At 71.4% G+C, this 13,687-nt stretch carries 14 protein-coding genes; 9 read left to right on the forward strand and 5 right to left on the reverse strand.

Annotation, left to right across the window (positions count from 1 at the left end):
* Positions 1–93 precede the first annotated feature (93 nt).
* Together BLU79_RS01475 and BLU79_RS01480 are read right to left on the reverse strand one after the other, a co-directional pair.
* Positions 94–630, reverse strand: coding sequence for a MarR family winged helix-turn-helix transcriptional regulator (locus BLU79_RS01475; RefSeq protein WP_093903711.1), 537 nt, complete (start codon positions 628–630; stop codon positions 94–96).
* A complete protein-coding gene (locus BLU79_RS01480) occupies positions 627–2,186 on the reverse strand; it encodes an FUSC family protein (RefSeq protein WP_177000821.1) in 1,560 nt (519 codons plus the stop codon). The genes BLU79_RS01475 and BLU79_RS01480 overlap by 4 nt, the downstream gene beginning before the upstream one ends.
* A gap of 180 nt (positions 2,187–2,366) precedes the next feature.
* On the opposite strand from BLU79_RS01480, the gene BLU79_RS01485 reads away from it, so the two are divergent.
* From BLU79_RS01485 to BLU79_RS01505, 5 genes are all read left to right on the forward strand, one after another.
* On the forward strand, positions 2,367–2,933 hold the full coding sequence (locus BLU79_RS01485) for a DUF5134 domain-containing protein (protein WP_093903713.1): 567 nt from the start codon (positions 2,367–2,369) through the stop codon (positions 2,931–2,933).
* Between the two features lie 18 nt (positions 2,934–2,951).
* Positions 2,952–3,887: a M56 family metallopeptidase gene (locus BLU79_RS01490; RefSeq protein WP_093903714.1), complete on the forward strand. Its 936-nt coding sequence runs from the start codon at positions 2,952–2,954 to the stop codon at positions 3,885–3,887.
* 149 nt (positions 3,888–4,036) lie between these two features.
* Entirely contained in the window at positions 4,037–4,708 is a 672-nt protein-coding gene (locus BLU79_RS01495) for a phosphatase PAP2 family protein (protein ID WP_093903715.1), read from the forward strand.
* Positions 4,709–4,769: 61 nt separating this feature from the next.
* Positions 4,770–5,516 (forward strand): HAD family hydrolase, encoded by a 747-nt coding sequence (locus tag BLU79_RS01500; RefSeq protein ID WP_093904179.1) that lies wholly within the window; start codon positions 4,770–4,772, stop codon positions 5,514–5,516.
* A gap of 152 nt (positions 5,517–5,668) precedes the next feature.
* Positions 5,669–6,355 (forward strand): TetR/AcrR family transcriptional regulator, encoded by a 687-nt coding sequence (locus tag BLU79_RS01505; RefSeq protein WP_093903716.1) that lies wholly within the window; start codon positions 5,669–5,671, stop codon positions 6,353–6,355.
* Here BLU79_RS01505 and BLU79_RS01510 read toward each other — a convergent pair.
* Positions 6,343–7,878 (reverse strand): LVIVD repeat-containing protein, encoded by a 1,536-nt coding sequence (locus tag BLU79_RS01510; protein WP_371131793.1) that lies wholly within the window; start codon positions 7,876–7,878, stop codon positions 6,343–6,345. The two genes, BLU79_RS01505 and BLU79_RS01510, sit on opposite strands and share 13 nt — an antisense overlap.
* A 24-nt stretch (positions 7,879–7,902) precedes the next feature.
* Between BLU79_RS01510 and BLU79_RS01515 the strand changes: the two genes are divergently transcribed.
* Complete coding sequence (locus BLU79_RS01515; protein ID WP_093904180.1) at positions 7,903–8,592, forward strand: DUF305 domain-containing protein; 690 nt, start codon at positions 7,903–7,905, stop codon at positions 8,590–8,592.
* A 54-nt stretch (positions 8,593–8,646) separates the two neighbouring features.
* Here BLU79_RS01515 and BLU79_RS01520 read toward each other — a convergent pair whose 3' ends face one another.
* Positions 8,647–9,105 (reverse strand): DUF6214 family protein, encoded by a 459-nt coding sequence (locus tag BLU79_RS01520; protein WP_093903718.1) that lies wholly within the window; start codon positions 9,103–9,105, stop codon positions 8,647–8,649.
* Between the two features lie 218 nt (positions 9,106–9,323).
* Here BLU79_RS01520 and BLU79_RS01525 point away from each other — a divergent pair, with 218 nt between their 5' ends.
* Together BLU79_RS01525 and BLU79_RS01530 are read left to right on the forward strand one after the other, a co-directional pair.
* The gene (locus BLU79_RS01525) at positions 9,324–10,667 is read left to right on the forward strand and encodes an FAD-dependent oxidoreductase (RefSeq protein ID WP_093903719.1); all 1,344 of its coding nucleotides are present in this window, start codon (positions 9,324–9,326) and stop codon (positions 10,665–10,667) included.
* A gap of 130 nt (positions 10,668–10,797) precedes the next feature.
* Positions 10,798–12,201, forward strand: a complete 1,404-nt coding sequence (locus BLU79_RS01530; RefSeq protein WP_093903720.1) for a nucleobase:cation symporter-2 family protein — start codon at positions 10,798–10,800, stop codon at positions 12,199–12,201.
* On the opposite strand, the gene BLU79_RS01535 is transcribed toward BLU79_RS01530, so the two are convergent.
* The gene (locus tag BLU79_RS01535; RefSeq protein ID WP_093903721.1) at positions 12,121–12,474 is read right to left on the reverse strand and encodes an ArsR/SmtB family transcription factor; all 354 of its coding nucleotides are present in this window, start codon (positions 12,472–12,474) and stop codon (positions 12,121–12,123) included. The two genes, BLU79_RS01530 and BLU79_RS01535, sit on opposite strands and share 81 nt — an antisense overlap.
* A gap of 120 nt (positions 12,475–12,594) precedes the next feature.
* Here BLU79_RS01535 and BLU79_RS01540 point away from each other — a divergent pair, with 120 nt between their 5' ends.
* The gene (locus tag BLU79_RS01540) at positions 12,595–13,674 is read left to right on the forward strand and encodes an NADH:flavin oxidoreductase/NADH oxidase (RefSeq protein WP_093904181.1); all 1,080 of its coding nucleotides are present in this window, start codon (positions 12,595–12,597) and stop codon (positions 13,672–13,674) included.
* The last annotated feature ends 13 nt before the right edge of the window (positions 13,675–13,687 follow it).

Raw genomic sequence — 13,687 nt, forward strand, 5'->3', positions numbered from 1 at the left:
TTGAACTTAGGAAGATCGCGTATCCCGCGTCAACAGAGATCCCGCTTCGAAACTTCCGAAACCCGCAGCTCGGCGGGCTCGGATTGGATGGGCTCAGACGCGCAGCGCGCCCAGCCGTCCCTCCAGCTGGCTCAGCAACTCGCCGAGCAGGGAGGCCAGTTCGTGCTGCCTCTGCGCGCCCATACCGGAAAGTACGGCCGTCTCGTACGCGAGCTGCTCGGGCAGGGTGCCGTCGACGAGCTCCCGGCCCGCGTCCGTGAGCCGGAGGTGGGCGACACGGCGGTCCCGGGCGTCACCGCGGCGCTCCACGAGGCCGCGTTCGGTCAGCAGCTTGAGGCGCTTGGTGACGGCGGCGCCCGAGGAAAACGTCTCCCGGGCGAGCTCGCTGGGCGTCAGCTCGTGGCCGGTGCGGCGCAGCGCGCCGAGCAGGTCGAACTCGGGGCGGCTGAGGCCCGCACGGCGCAGGGGGGCGTCCTCGGCCTGTTGGAGGAGGGCCGCACAGCGGTTGATGCGGCCGATGATCTCCATGGGGGCGGTGTCGAGGTCGGGGTGGACGCTCTGCCACTGCCTGACCACGGCGGCCACCGTGTCCTGTCTCGTCCCGGTCGGCCCGCCGTTGGTCGCCGTCATGGCCGTACGCCCTCCGTCGTTTCGCTGCCCGTGCGCTGATCCGGGTGCGGCCGTTGACTCCGCCCCGTAGCCGCGAGCGTACGGGGTGCGCTCTGCTCGGTGCGCACGACCCGCTGCCGACGCCGGTCGGGTACGGCCACGGCGGCGACGAGGCCGACCAGTGCGCCGACCAGGGTGTCCACGATCCGCTCGGTGATCAGCCGCCCGGGCTCCTGGAACCCGGCGAACTCGGTGACCAGCAGTGCCATCGGGGTCACGCAGACGCTGCCGAGCCAGTAGTTGCGGCCCATCAGGGCCTCGGCACCGAAGTTGAGGGCGAGGCAGCACAGCACGAGGGCGACCTCGCCGGTGTGGGCCACCGGGACGACCGCGGCGAAGAGGAGGACGCCGAGCACGTTGCCCACGACGCGCTGGACGCCACGGCCCCAGGTGAGCGTGAGGTTGGCCTGGTACAGGGACGCCGCGGTGACCAGGGCCCAGTAGGGGCGGCCGACCCCCAGGGCGAGGGAGACAAAGCCGGCGAGGGCACAGCCGAGGGCCACGCGTACGGCCAGTGGGGCCAGCGGGCGGACGCGGCGCCACAGCGGGCGCGGCGAGGCGAGTCCGGCGCCGAGGCCCGTGAGGTCGTCGACCTCCGGCACCGGGCGGTTGCCCCGCGCCTGACGGGCCCAGGTGCGCAGCAGCCCGGGGTCGGCGTCGGCCGGGGCCGCGAGGGCGACCTCGGCGCGGACGAGGAGGCGTTCGAGAGCGCGGCGGGTCTCGGAGGGGCGGCCTGCGGAGAGCAGGGTCTGCCGGGCGGCCTGGACTGCGGTGGTGGCGGTGGTGTGAGGGCGGACAGCAGCAGCGTGGAGGCGGGAAGCGGCGGCGGTGTGGCGTCGGGCGCGCCCCTCACTCCGGCCGCCCTGGCCACCCCCGGCGCCCTGTCCGCGCCGACCACCCCTACCGCCCTGTCCGCCCTGGCCACCCCGTCCGCCGACATCGCCCGCCTCGACGTACCCGGCCACCGCGTCCAGGGCACCCGCGACGGCCCGGCGCTCCGGTCCGTGCGGGCGCAGCATTCCCGGCGCCATGCCGACCAGCCAGGCCCACGCACCGGACGCCGCGGCCAGCGCGAGATGGCCGGGGACCTGGGCGAGGGACTGCGGGGCGAACAGGGCGGCCGAGCTGACGAAGGTGAGGACCACATTGCCGGGCGGACCGATCCGGGTCGCGTCGCACAGCACCTTCTGCACGGCGGCCAGCACCGCGCCCACCGTGACCAGCACGACCGCGCCGGTGGTGAGCGACGCCGCGAGCAGGGCGGCGGCCAGACCGCCGAGCATGCCGAGCACCACCCACGCCAGGGCGCGGGCCCGGGCGGCGTAGGGGCGATTGTGGGCGTAGAGCGCGCACAGGGACCCGGCCATCGTGTACATCGCCAGGTCGAGGCGGTCCAGCACCAGCAGGGCGAGGTTGGGCGGGGCTACGGCGACGACCACGCTCAGGGCGGGCTTGAACCAGATGTCGGAGGGCCGGCCGAGACGCAGCACGCCGGCGAGCGGGAGACGACTGCTCATGCTCATCAGCTTAGCAAGTGTTTTACTCGTAAAGAATATGAGGTGGGCGGCGGAGGCGGCGGCGCGATGACCTGCCGCGCTCCGCTGAACGCTCCCCATGTACACCCTTGCGCTCGCGTGCGCGCCGCGAGGTCGGGGCATCGACGGACTGTCCGAGACCGTCGAGCGGGGAGGGTGCGCGTGCACGGACCGGCTTCGCACGGCTGGCTGCTGGTCGCGCTGTGTGCGGCGACCGGCGCCTACTGTCTGCTGCGGATGCGCAGCCACGTCGAGGAGCAGCGCCGGGCCGCGGGCGGTGAGGCGCTGATGGGCTTCGGCATGGCGGCGATGGCGGTGCCCGGCGCGGTGTTCACGCCGCCGTCGTGGGCCTGGCCCGGCTACGCGGCCGTGTTCGGCGTGGCCGCCCTGCACGCGCTGTGGTCGGCGCGGGCGGGCGTCCACCATCTGCACCACCTGGTGGGAGCGTCTGCCATGGTCTACATGGCGGCCGCGATGGCCGCCTCGCCCGGGCACGCGGGAGGACACGGCGGCTCCGGGATCCCGCTCGTGACGGGCGTACTGCTCCTGTACTTCACGGGATACGTGCTGCTGTCCGGCGTACGGCTGGTACCCGTCGCCGCGGGAGGTGTCGAGGGCGTCGGGAGCGGCGGCCTCGGGGTCGTCGGCTGGGGTGACCGGCCGGAGCTGGCGCGGGCCTGCCGGCTGTCGATGGGGATCGCGATGGTGGCAATGCTGGTGACGCTGTGAAGCAATAGGGTGCTGCCCATGATGGTCCCCGCGGCACTGTTGCTGCTCGGCGCCCTGACCGCCGTCGTCGCCCCACGGCTGCTCGCGCGGGCCGACTGGCCGGACCGTGAACCCGTGGTCGCTCTGTGGGTGTGGCAGTGTGCGGTGGCTGCCGTTCTGCTGTGCTGTGCGCTGTCGATGACGCTCAGTGCGGCGGCCGCGTGGCAGGCCGTGCGCGGCCATGTGTTCGCCCCGGCACCGCGTGCCGTCGTGGAGGCGTACGCGCTCGGTGTGGGCGGTCCGTTGGCCGCGACGACCGCGGTGACGCTCGCGTGCGGGGGCCTGTGGACCGCGGCGATGCTGGTGCGGGAGGTCGTACGCGCGCGTGACCGGCGTCATCGGCGGCGGGCCGAACTGCTCGTGCGCGCCCCGGTGTTGCCCGGCGAGGAGCCCGGGAACGACCGGCTGGTGATCCTGGAGGGTGAGCGGCCGGACGCCTGGTGGCTGCCCGACGCGGCGCCCCGGCTCGTCATCACCACCGCCGCGCTGCGCCGTCTGAAGGGGCGCCAGTTGGACGCCCTGCTCGCCCATGAGCAGGGCCACGCACAGGCCCGGCACGACTGGCTGCTGCACTGCTCGGCGGCGCTGGCGGGCGGGTTTCCGCAGGTGCCGGTGTTCGCGGCGTTCCGCGACGAGATGCACCGCCTGGTCGAACTCGCCGCCGACGACATGGCCTCCCGCCGCTTCGGCCGGCTGACGACCGCCCTCGCCCTGGTCGAACTCAACAAGGACCGAGGCGTGTTCGGACCCTGCCCGACCGCGCAGGCGCAGGTGCCGCAGCGGGTGAACCGGCTGCTGACTCCCCCGGACCGGCTCACGGCGGGCCGTCGGCTCCGGCTGACGGCGGCGGCAACGCTGGTGGCGGTGGTGCCGGTGCTGGTGGCGTTCGGGCCGGGGCTGCGGGCACTGGGATAGTCGGGGCTGCGGCCGGGTACCCGGATCCCGTCCCGGTGGTACTTCTCCGGCGGTACTTCTTCCCGGAACAGCCGGTTCTCGTGTGGCGGGCGTCGCAAACCCACCCCCTGCGTTGGCCTCTCGCCCCATCGGTCGGCGAGGATCACACTATGCACACCCAGTCCGTCGAATCCCCGCCCCGCCCGTCGGCCGAGCGCGGCATCGCCCGCTGGGCCGGTGCCCTGGCCGTCTGCTCGGTGCTGCTGCTCGCCCTGGTCGCGGTGCGGTGGTACCCGCTGATGACCCTCGACGGGGACATCGCCGAGACCACACACCGCTGGGCGGTGGACGAGAAGGGCGTCACGCACGCGTTCCGCATCCTGACGGACTGGGTCTGGGATCCGTGGACGATGCGCATCCTGACCGCGGCGGTGGCGATCTGGCTGGTGTGGCGCAGAGCGGCACGCTGGACCGCCGTCTGGCTGGTGGCCACGTGCGCCCTGACCGCGGCCGTCCAGCAGTCCCTGAAGGCCCTGCTCGACCGCCCCCGCCCCGTCTGGCCCGACCCCGTCGACTCCGCGCACTACGCCGCCTTCCCCTCCGGCCACGCCATGACGGCCACGGTGGTGTGCGGCCTCCTGCTGTGGCTCCTGCACCGCTACGGCCCCGAACGCACCCTGTGGCGTACGGCCGTCGCGCTGGCCGCGCTCTCGGTGGCCGGCGTCGGCCTGACCCGGGTGTGGCTGGGCGTCCACTGGGCCACGGACGTCGTCGGCGGCTGGCTGCTGGGCGCGCTGGTGGTGGTGGTGGCGGTGCGGGTGCACACCCGGTGGCGGGGCTGAGCGGGCCGAACGATTCCCGTAGTTCCCGCGTGAGGGGATGCGGGCCCGTAAGATCCGCCGCATGACCGCAGTTCTGTTCGATTTCTCCGGAACCCTCTTCCGCGTCGAGTCCACCGAGTCCTGGCTGCGCGGAGCGCTCGCCGAGGTGCAGATCGAGCTCGACGAGGCGGAACTGGTCGAGGCAGCGCAGGCGCTGGAGACGATGGGGGCGTTGCCGGGCGGGGCAGATCCCTCGTGGCTGCCCGAGGACGTCGCGAGCGTCTGGGGAGTGCGGGACAAGAGCGCGGAGCTGCACCGGGCCGCCTACACCGGGCTCTCCCGGCACGTCCAGCTCCCCGACGACCGGCTGCACGACCTCCTCTACGACCGCCATATGGCGCCGGCCGCGTGGCGGCCGTACCCGGATGCCGCCGAGGTGCTGCGGGTGCTGCGTGAGCGGGGCATCAGGGTCGGGGTCGTCAGCAACATCGGCTGGGACCTGCGGCCGGTGTTCCGGGAGCACGGTCTCGATCCGTACGTGGACGCCTACGTGCTGTCCTACGAGCACGGCGTCCAGAAGCCCGACCCCCGGCTGTTCACGGCCGCCTGCGCGGAACTCGACGCCGATCCCCGGGACGTCGTCATGGTCGGCGACAACCGGCGGGCGGACGGCGGTGCGGCGGCCCTGGGCTGCGCGGTGCACTTCGTGGACCATCTGCCGACGGCACAGCGGCCGGATGCCCTGCGGCCGGTGCTGGATCTCGTGGGCGCCACCGCCGATCACGCCGCCCCGCGGGCGAACGGTTCCGGCCCCGGGACCGACAGGTAGCTCCCGGCCCCCTCCCCAGGGCGGTCGCCATCGCCCTGGACGATCCCCCGCGTCGCCCAGGGCAGACGGCAACCCCGACCAGGCCGTATCAAGGTCCGGCCGGAAGCGCTGAGTATAGTTGGCTGGCAGCCAGTCAACGCAGGAGTTACAGCATGTCCCCGCGCAGCGCCTCGGTCAATGAAGAGCTGCGGAGGCGATCCCGGGAGCGGCTTCTGCAGGCGGCCGTCGAGCTGGTCGGCGAGCGGGGCTACGACGCCACGACGCTGGGCGACATCGCGGACCGGGCGGGCTCGGCGCGCGGTCTGGTGTCGTACTACTTCCCCGGCAAACGCCAGCTGGTCCAGTCCGCGGTGCACCGGCTGATGCACCGCACGCTGGAGGAGGCGCTGGAGCGCGAGCCGCGCAGCGAGGACGGCCGGGAGCGCATGGCCCGGGCCATCGACGCGATCCTGGGCCTGGCCCGGGACCGGCCGGTGCTGATGCGCCAGCACATGGCGGGGATCCTGCAGGCCGAGGGCTTCGTCCAGTGCCCGGAGCAGCGGCGCCTGGCCGAGCTGCTGCGGGACGTCTGCGTACGGCACGGCTCGCTGGACGTCGACGCCGACTACCCGATGCTGCGCGCCCTGCTCATGGGTGCCGTCTACGCGGCTCTGGTGCCCGGTGTGCCGATGCCTGTGCCGGTGCTGCGGGCCGAGTTGTTCAAGCGCTACCGGCTGGAGTGGGAGATGGGAGTCCCGCCGGACCCGGGGTCCGGCTCCGGCGGGACGTGCGACACGGATCTGTCACGGTTCTTCGCAACCGGGTCGGCGCCCGGCTGCCCGGACGGTCAGTCGAAGTAGTCCGGCTGCGTCTGGACGTTGAGTTCGCGGATCTTGACCCAGCGGGCCGGGTCCGTGCGCCGGTCGTCGATCTTCAGGACGTCGAAGCCCCTGGCGTACTCGTTCGAGTAGATGTAGCCGTTGTAGTAGTACGCCGACCACGAACCGCCCGACTTGATGGCGTCGGTGGTGAGCGGGCCCCGGTCGAAGTAGGCGATCTCCTTCGGGCGGGACGAGTCGGTGAAGTCCCAGACGGAGACGCCGCCCTGGTACCAGGCCTGGACCATGATGTCCTTGCCCTTGACCGGGATCAGCGAGCCGTTGTGGGCCACGCAGTTCTCGGTGTCCGCCTGGTGCCGGGGGATCTTGAAGTAGCTGCGGAAGACGAGCTTGCGCTTGTCGCCCTTGCCGACGATGTCGTAGATGCCGTCGGCGCCGCGGTCCGGGCCGATCTCCGCGTTGCAGGTGGCCGCCCCGCCGCCGCCCAACTCGTCGGTGAAGACGACCTTGTTCGCCTTCTGGTTGAAGGTCGCCGAGTGCCAGAACGCGAAGTTCACGTCGTCCCGGATCTGGTCGATGACCTTCGGGTTCTCCGGGTCCTTGATGGACAGCAGGATGCCGTCGCCCATGCAGGCACCGGCGGCCAGGTCCTTCGAGGGAAGCACCGTGATGTCGTGGCAGCCGGTGGTCTTGCGCTGGCCCGCGGGCGGGCCCGGGTTGCCGCCGCCGTCCGGACCCTCACCGGGGAAGAGCACCGGGAAGTTCACGACCGCCGCTTTCTCCGGTGCCTTGCGCGGCACCTTGATGACGGAGATGCCGTCGTGCGGCGGCTGGCAGTCCGGGTAGGTGGCGTCCGGCGAGTACGACGAGACGTAGACGTAGACGTCCTTGCGCTCCGGCACCAGCGTGTGGGTGTGCGAGCCGCAGGCGGTCTCGACGGCGGAGACGTACTTCGGGTTGGTCTTGTCGCTGATGTCGAAGACCTTCATGCCCTCCCACGAGGACTTCTCGGTCGCCGGCTGGGTGGTGCTGTTGCAACTGCTGTCGCTGCGCGAGGAGTCGGTGGACAGGAACAGCAGGTCGCCGGAGACGGAAATGTCGTTCTGCGAGCCGGGGCAGAGGACCTGGGCGACCGTCCTCGGAGTCCTCGGGTTGCTGATGTCGAAGATCCGGAAGCCGTCGTAGTTGCCGGCGAAGGCGTACTTGCCCTGGAAGGCGATGTCCGAATTGGTGCCCTGGAGCGCGTCCTTGGGGACGAAGGCCAGGTGCTCGATGTTGTCCGAGTGGACGATCTCGTCCTGGGCGGGTATCGCGCCGTCCGCGAGCGCCTCCCGCACCTCTGCCCGGGTGCTCTCGGAGACCTCTTGCTCCGTGACGGGGGCGTCCCCCGGATCGGGGGTCGCGACAGCCGGCTGCGCGGTGAGCAGCGCGGCAAGGAGTCCGGCGGCAGCGGCAGCAACTCCCAGATGTCTGCGCCGCGTTCGGGGATTACTGAACAGGATCACTGTTTTCCTCCCTTGTCCGTTCCCACTGGAACGGTTCATGCAAGCCCGAGTATCGTCATGGCCATGCACATATCAACAGGGGGCAATGAACATGTAACGAAGACGCCCTTCCGCCGGACACCCGTCTTCGCTGCCGCGTTGGCCGCCCTGGCCGTGTTCGCACTGGGCGGCTGCGACTCCGAGCCCGAGGCCGCCGAGGAGAGCGGACCTTCGGTGATCGTGCCCGGCAAGCCCGGCGAGGCGAACCGGAAGCTGTCCGCCGAGGAGGCGGCACGGCAGCGCGCCGAGGACGACTCCCCCAACTCGGCGGACGTCGCCTACGCGCGCATGATGATCGAGCACCACACCCAGGCCCTGGAGATGACCGAACTCGCCCCGGACCGCGGTGAGTCGACGAAGGTCAAGGCGCTGGCCGAGCGGATCGCCGCCGCGCAGGGCCCGGAGATCAGCGCGATGAAGGGCTGGTTGAAGAACCACGGCAAGCCCGTGAAGGCCGAGGAGGGCGACGGCCACGAGCAGCACGCCGCGATGCCCGGCATGGCGACCGAGGCACAGCTGAAGAAGCTGCGCGCCGCGCACGGGAAGGCGTTCGACCAGCTCTTCCTCACGTTGATGATCACCCATCACGACGGGGCGCTCACCATGGCCACGGACGTGAAGGGACAGGGCAACAACATCGCGATCGAGGAGATGGCCGACGAGGTGGTCGCTCAGCAGACGAGCGAGATCACGCGGATGCGGGACATGCTCTGACGGACCGTTCGATCCGTTCCGCCGCCGAGGCCACGGTCGTTCGGGAGGGCGTGCTCAGCGGCGGGCGCGGCGCGGTGTCAGGAAGCCCGCGTCGCGCGCCTGCCCGATGAGCCGGAGCGACCTTCGGCGGCTGTGCCCCGTCGCACGCATCACCGCGAGGACGGGATCGGCGCCCAGCTCCTGGGCCGCGCGGTACTCCTGAGCGACGAGCCACTGCCCCTCGACGCCCAGCGGCCAGGCCGGCCGGGCCCGGCTCGACCCGGCACCCTCGCCGTCCGGTTCGGCCGCGACCCCGCACGCCTTGGAGAGCGGATCCTCGATCCAGTCGGCGAGCGCCGCCAGGTCCTCCAGGGAGAGCGCCGGACGGGCGCGTACGTCCTCGATGGAGACGCCCCCGTCGGACACCACGGCGACCGCGTCGACCCGGGCGCCGTCGCCGAACTCCAGCCGGACGCCCAGCCAAGCCGTGGCGCCGACACCGTCCCGCACTTCCCACGCGGGCCACACGGACACGAGGCCGTCCGAAGCGCAACGATCGGAAAGATTAAGAAAGGATGCTTCCAGCACACACGCAACGTAACCGCATGATCACATTCCATACTGAACGAACACGCCTCCCTTACGGCGCACAGCACCCTGTCAGCGGAGCGGCCACGGTGCGATGCTGGACTCGAGAGCGACTCCTGAAGACCCTCGATGCCCCCGACAACCCTCGTCCAAGGAGTTCCGCCGTGCTGCATGTCGCCGTCGTCGGCTCCGGGCCGAGCGGGTGCTACACCGCCCAGAGCCTCGTCCAGCAGGACCCCGATGTGGTGGTCGACGTCCTGGACCGGCTGCCGTGCCCGTACGGCCTGGTGCGGTACGGGGTGGCGCCGGACCACGAGAAGATCAAGTCCCTGCAGAACAACCTGCGGACCGTGCTGGAGCACGAGCGGGTGCGTTTCCTGGGCGGCATCCAGATCGGCCCGGGCGGAGTGCCGACCGACCGGCTGCGGGAGCTCTACCACGCGGTCGTGTACTGCGTGGGCGCCGCCACCGACCGCCACCTCGGGATTCCCGGCGAGGACCTGCCGGGCAGCTGGTCGGCGACCGAGTTCGTGTCCTGGTACAGCGCCCACCCGGACGCCGTGGACGACGGCTTCGTGCACGGCGCGCGGTCGGCGGTGGTCATCGGCGTCGGGAACGTCGCGGTGGACGTCACGCGGATACTGGCACGGGGCACGGCGGAGCTGAGCCCCACCGACATGCCGCAGGGGGCGCTCACCGCCCTCGCCGCGAGCCGGGTGACCGACATCAGCATGGTGGGACGCCGCGGCCCCTCGCAGGCCCGCTTCACCACCAAGGAACTCCGGGAGCTGGGCACGCTGCCGGACACGGCGGTCACCGTGGACCGGGCCGAACTGGGACTGGATCCGGCCTACGCCGATCCCTCCGGGCTGCCCGCTCCCCAGCGCCGCAACATCGAGGCACTGCGCACCTGGGCCGAGTCCCCGACGCAGGACGCCGGTCATCGCATCCGGCTGCGCTTCTTCCTGCGCCCAGTCGAGCTCCTCGCCGAGGCGGGACACGTGGCCGCCGTGCGCTTCGAGCGGACGGCACCCGACGGGCGGGGCGGCGTGACGGGCACGGGCCACTACGAGGACGTCGAGGCCCAGTTGGTGCTGCGCTCGGTCGGCTACCGCGGAGTGCCACTGGAAGGCCTCCCCTTCGACCCGACGACCGGCACGGTGCCGCATCTCGCCGGCCGCGTCCTGCGCGAGGGCATCGTGGCACCCGGCGAGTACGTGGCCGGCTGGATCAAACGGGGCCCCACTGGCGTCATCGGCACCAACCGCCCGTGCGCGAAGGAGACGGTGACGTCCTTGCTGGAGGACGCCGCCGCGCTCCTACGGCGAGACCCGCCCGAGGATCCGCTGACCGCTCTGCGCACCGAGGGGATCGAGCCGGTGGAGTGGACGGGTTGGTGTGCGATCGAACGGGCGGAGGCGGAGCTGGGCGCGTCGCTGGGACGCGGGGTCGTCAAGCTCCCCGACTGGCAGTCACTGATGAACGCCGTGCACAGCAACGCCGACTAAGGGGCGCGGGGCTGTATCGATGTGCGGCTCCGCCGCGTGGGCGCGAGCAACCACCCACAACCCGCACCGAGCAACGAACCAGCAACACGCCCGAAATCAACAACCTGTTCAAGGAGCTTACGGTCCCGCCATGACCAAAACGGCACACCCCGTCGACGAGATCCCGCCCAAACGCCAGCTGGCCGCCTTCGGCCTGCAACACGTCCTGGCGATGTACGCCGGCGCCGTGGCCGTCCCCCTCATCGTCGGCGGAGCCATGAAACTCCCACCCGCCGACCTGGCCTACCTGATCACCGCCGACCTGCTGGTGTGCGGCATCGCGACCCTGATCCAGTGCATCGGCTTCTGGCGTTTCGGCGTACGGCTGCCCATCATGCAGGGCTGCACGTTCGCCGCCGTCTCCCCGATGGTGCTGATCGGCACGACAGGCGGCGGACTCCCCGCGATCTACGGCTCGGTGATCGTCGCAGGCCTCGCGATCATGCTGCTGGCCCCGGTCTTCGGCAGGCTGCTCCGCTACTTCCCTCCGCTCGTCACAGGCACCGTGATCCTGATCATCGGCCTCTCGCTGCTGCCGGTCGCGGGCAACTGGGCGGCCGGCGGCGTCGGTTCCGCGGACTTCGGGGAGCCGAAGAACCTCGCGCTGGCCGCCTTCGTCCTCGCGGTGGTGCTCGGCGTGCAGCGCTTCGCGCCGGCGTTCCTCAGCCGGATCGCCGTACTGATCGGCATTGTGGTCGGGTTGGCGGTCGCGGTTCCGTTCGGGTTCACGGACTTCGGCGGAGTGGGGGACGCCGACTGGGTCGGGATCAGTACGCCGTTCCACTTCGGGGCGCCCACCTTCGAGTTCTCGGCGATCGTGTCGATGCTCGTGGTGGCGCTCGTGACGATGACCGAGACGACCGGTGACCTGATCGCGGTCGGCGAGATGACCGACCGCAAGGTCGAGCCGCGCTCCCTCGCGGACGGCCTGCGCGCCGACGGCCTGTCGACGGTGCTGGGCGGCGTGTTCAACACCTTCCCGTACACGGCGTACGCCCAGAACGTGGGCCTCGTCGGCATGACCCGGGTGCGCAGCCGCTGGGTGGTGGCCACCGCGGGCGGCATCCTCGTGCTGCTCGGCCTGCTGCCCAAGCTGGGCGCGGTGGTGGCGGCCATACCGGCTCCGGTGCTGGGCGGTGCGGGGCTGGTGATGTTCGGGACGGTCGCCGCGAGCGGGCTGCGGACCCTGACCGAGGTGGACTTCAAGGGCAACAACAACCTGACGGTGGTGGCCGTTTCCGTGGCCGTGGGCATGCTGCCGGTCGGCGTGCCGACGGTCTACGAGAAGTTTCCCGACTGGTTCCAGACGGTGATGAACAGCGGCATCAGCGCGGGCTGTCTGACGGCGATCGTGCTGAACCTGCTCTTCAACCACCTGCCCACGAAGGGCGGTTCAGGCTCGACAGAAGCGGATTCAGGCGCCGCCGAGCCGGACGGCCTGCCGGGCGGCGGCGTCGAGAAGGGCGTCGAGAAGTCCCGGGAAGAGGCCGTCTAGGTCGTCCTTGCGCAGGCCGTTCATCTTTGCCGTGCCCCGGTAGACCTGCTGGATCACACCGCTCTCGCGCAGCACCCGGAAGTGATGCGTGGTGGTGGACTTGGTCACCGGCAGGTCGAAGTGCGAACAGGAGAGCTCGTCGCCGACGGCGGCGAGCTCTCGCGCGATCTGCAGCCGCAGCGGGTCGGAGAGCGCATGCAGCACGCCTTCCAGGCGGATCTCCTCGCGGGTCGGGTGCGGGAGGTCTCGGCTGTTGACAGCGGGGCTGGTCACGGCGGCTCCACTTCGTCGGGTTCCCCCATTGTACGAGACCTCTCGTAGTTTGACACTTCCCGTACTACGATGCCTATCGTACGAGTCGTTCGCTGATCCCCGTGACGAATGGAGTCCGCCGTGAGTGCGCTGTTCGAGCCCTACACCCTGCGCGATGTGACGATCCCGAACCGCGTGTGGATGCCCCCGATGTGCCAGTACTCGGCCGCACCGGAGGGCCCCGACATGGGCGCCCCCAACGACTGGCACTTCGCGCACTACGCCGCCCGCGCGGCCGGCGGCACGGGGCTGATCATCGTCGAGGCCACCGGTGTCAGCCCCGAGGGCCGGATCTCCCCGTACGACCTGGGCATCTGGAACGACACCCAGGTCGAGGCGTTCCGCCGGATCACACGGTTCCTGGTGTCGCAGGGCACGGTGCCGGGCATCCAGCTCGCCCACGCCGGCCGCAAGGCGTCGACCGACCAGCCCTGGAAGGGGGGTGCGCCGGTGGGGTCGGACGCGCACGGATGGCAGCCGGTGGCGCCGAGTCCGGTCGCCTTCGCCGACGGGCACCCGGTGCCGACCGAGCTGACGGTCGCCGAACTCCAGGAGATCGTGGGTCAGTTCGCGGACGCCGCCCGGCGTGCCCTCGCCGCCGGCTTCGATGTCGCCGAGGTCCATGGTGCCCATGGCTATCTGATCAACGAGTTCCTCTCCCCGTACTCCAACCACCGCACCGACGAGTACGGCGGCTCGTACGAGAACCGCACCCGCTTCGCCCTCCAGGTCGTGGACGCCGTACGGGAGGTGTGGCCGGACGACAAGCCGCTGTTCTTCCGTATCTCGGCGACGGACTGGCTGGAGGAGAACGGCTGGACCGCCGACGACACGGTCCGCTTCGCCGCCGATCTCCAGGCCCACGGCATCGACCTGCTCGACGTCTCCACCGGCGGCAACGCCGCGGGCGCCCGCATCCCCGTCGGCCCGGGCTACCAGGTGCCGTTCGCGGCGCGGGTGAAGGCGGAGACCGCGCTGCCGGTCGCCGCGGTGGGGCTGATCACCGACGTCGAACAGGCCGAGAAGATCATCGCCAACGGCGAGGCGGACGCCGTCCTGCTCGGCCGCGAGCTGCTGCGCAGCCCGTCGTGGGCACGGCACGCGGCGCGGGAGCTGGGCGGGGATGTGCATGTGCCGGACCAGTACCACCGGTCCGTCTGATCATCGCCGGGGG

It is taken from the genome of Streptomyces sp. cf386 (genome assembly GCF_900103585.1).
GTDB lineage: Bacteria > Actinomycetota > Actinomycetes > Streptomycetales > Streptomycetaceae > Streptomyces.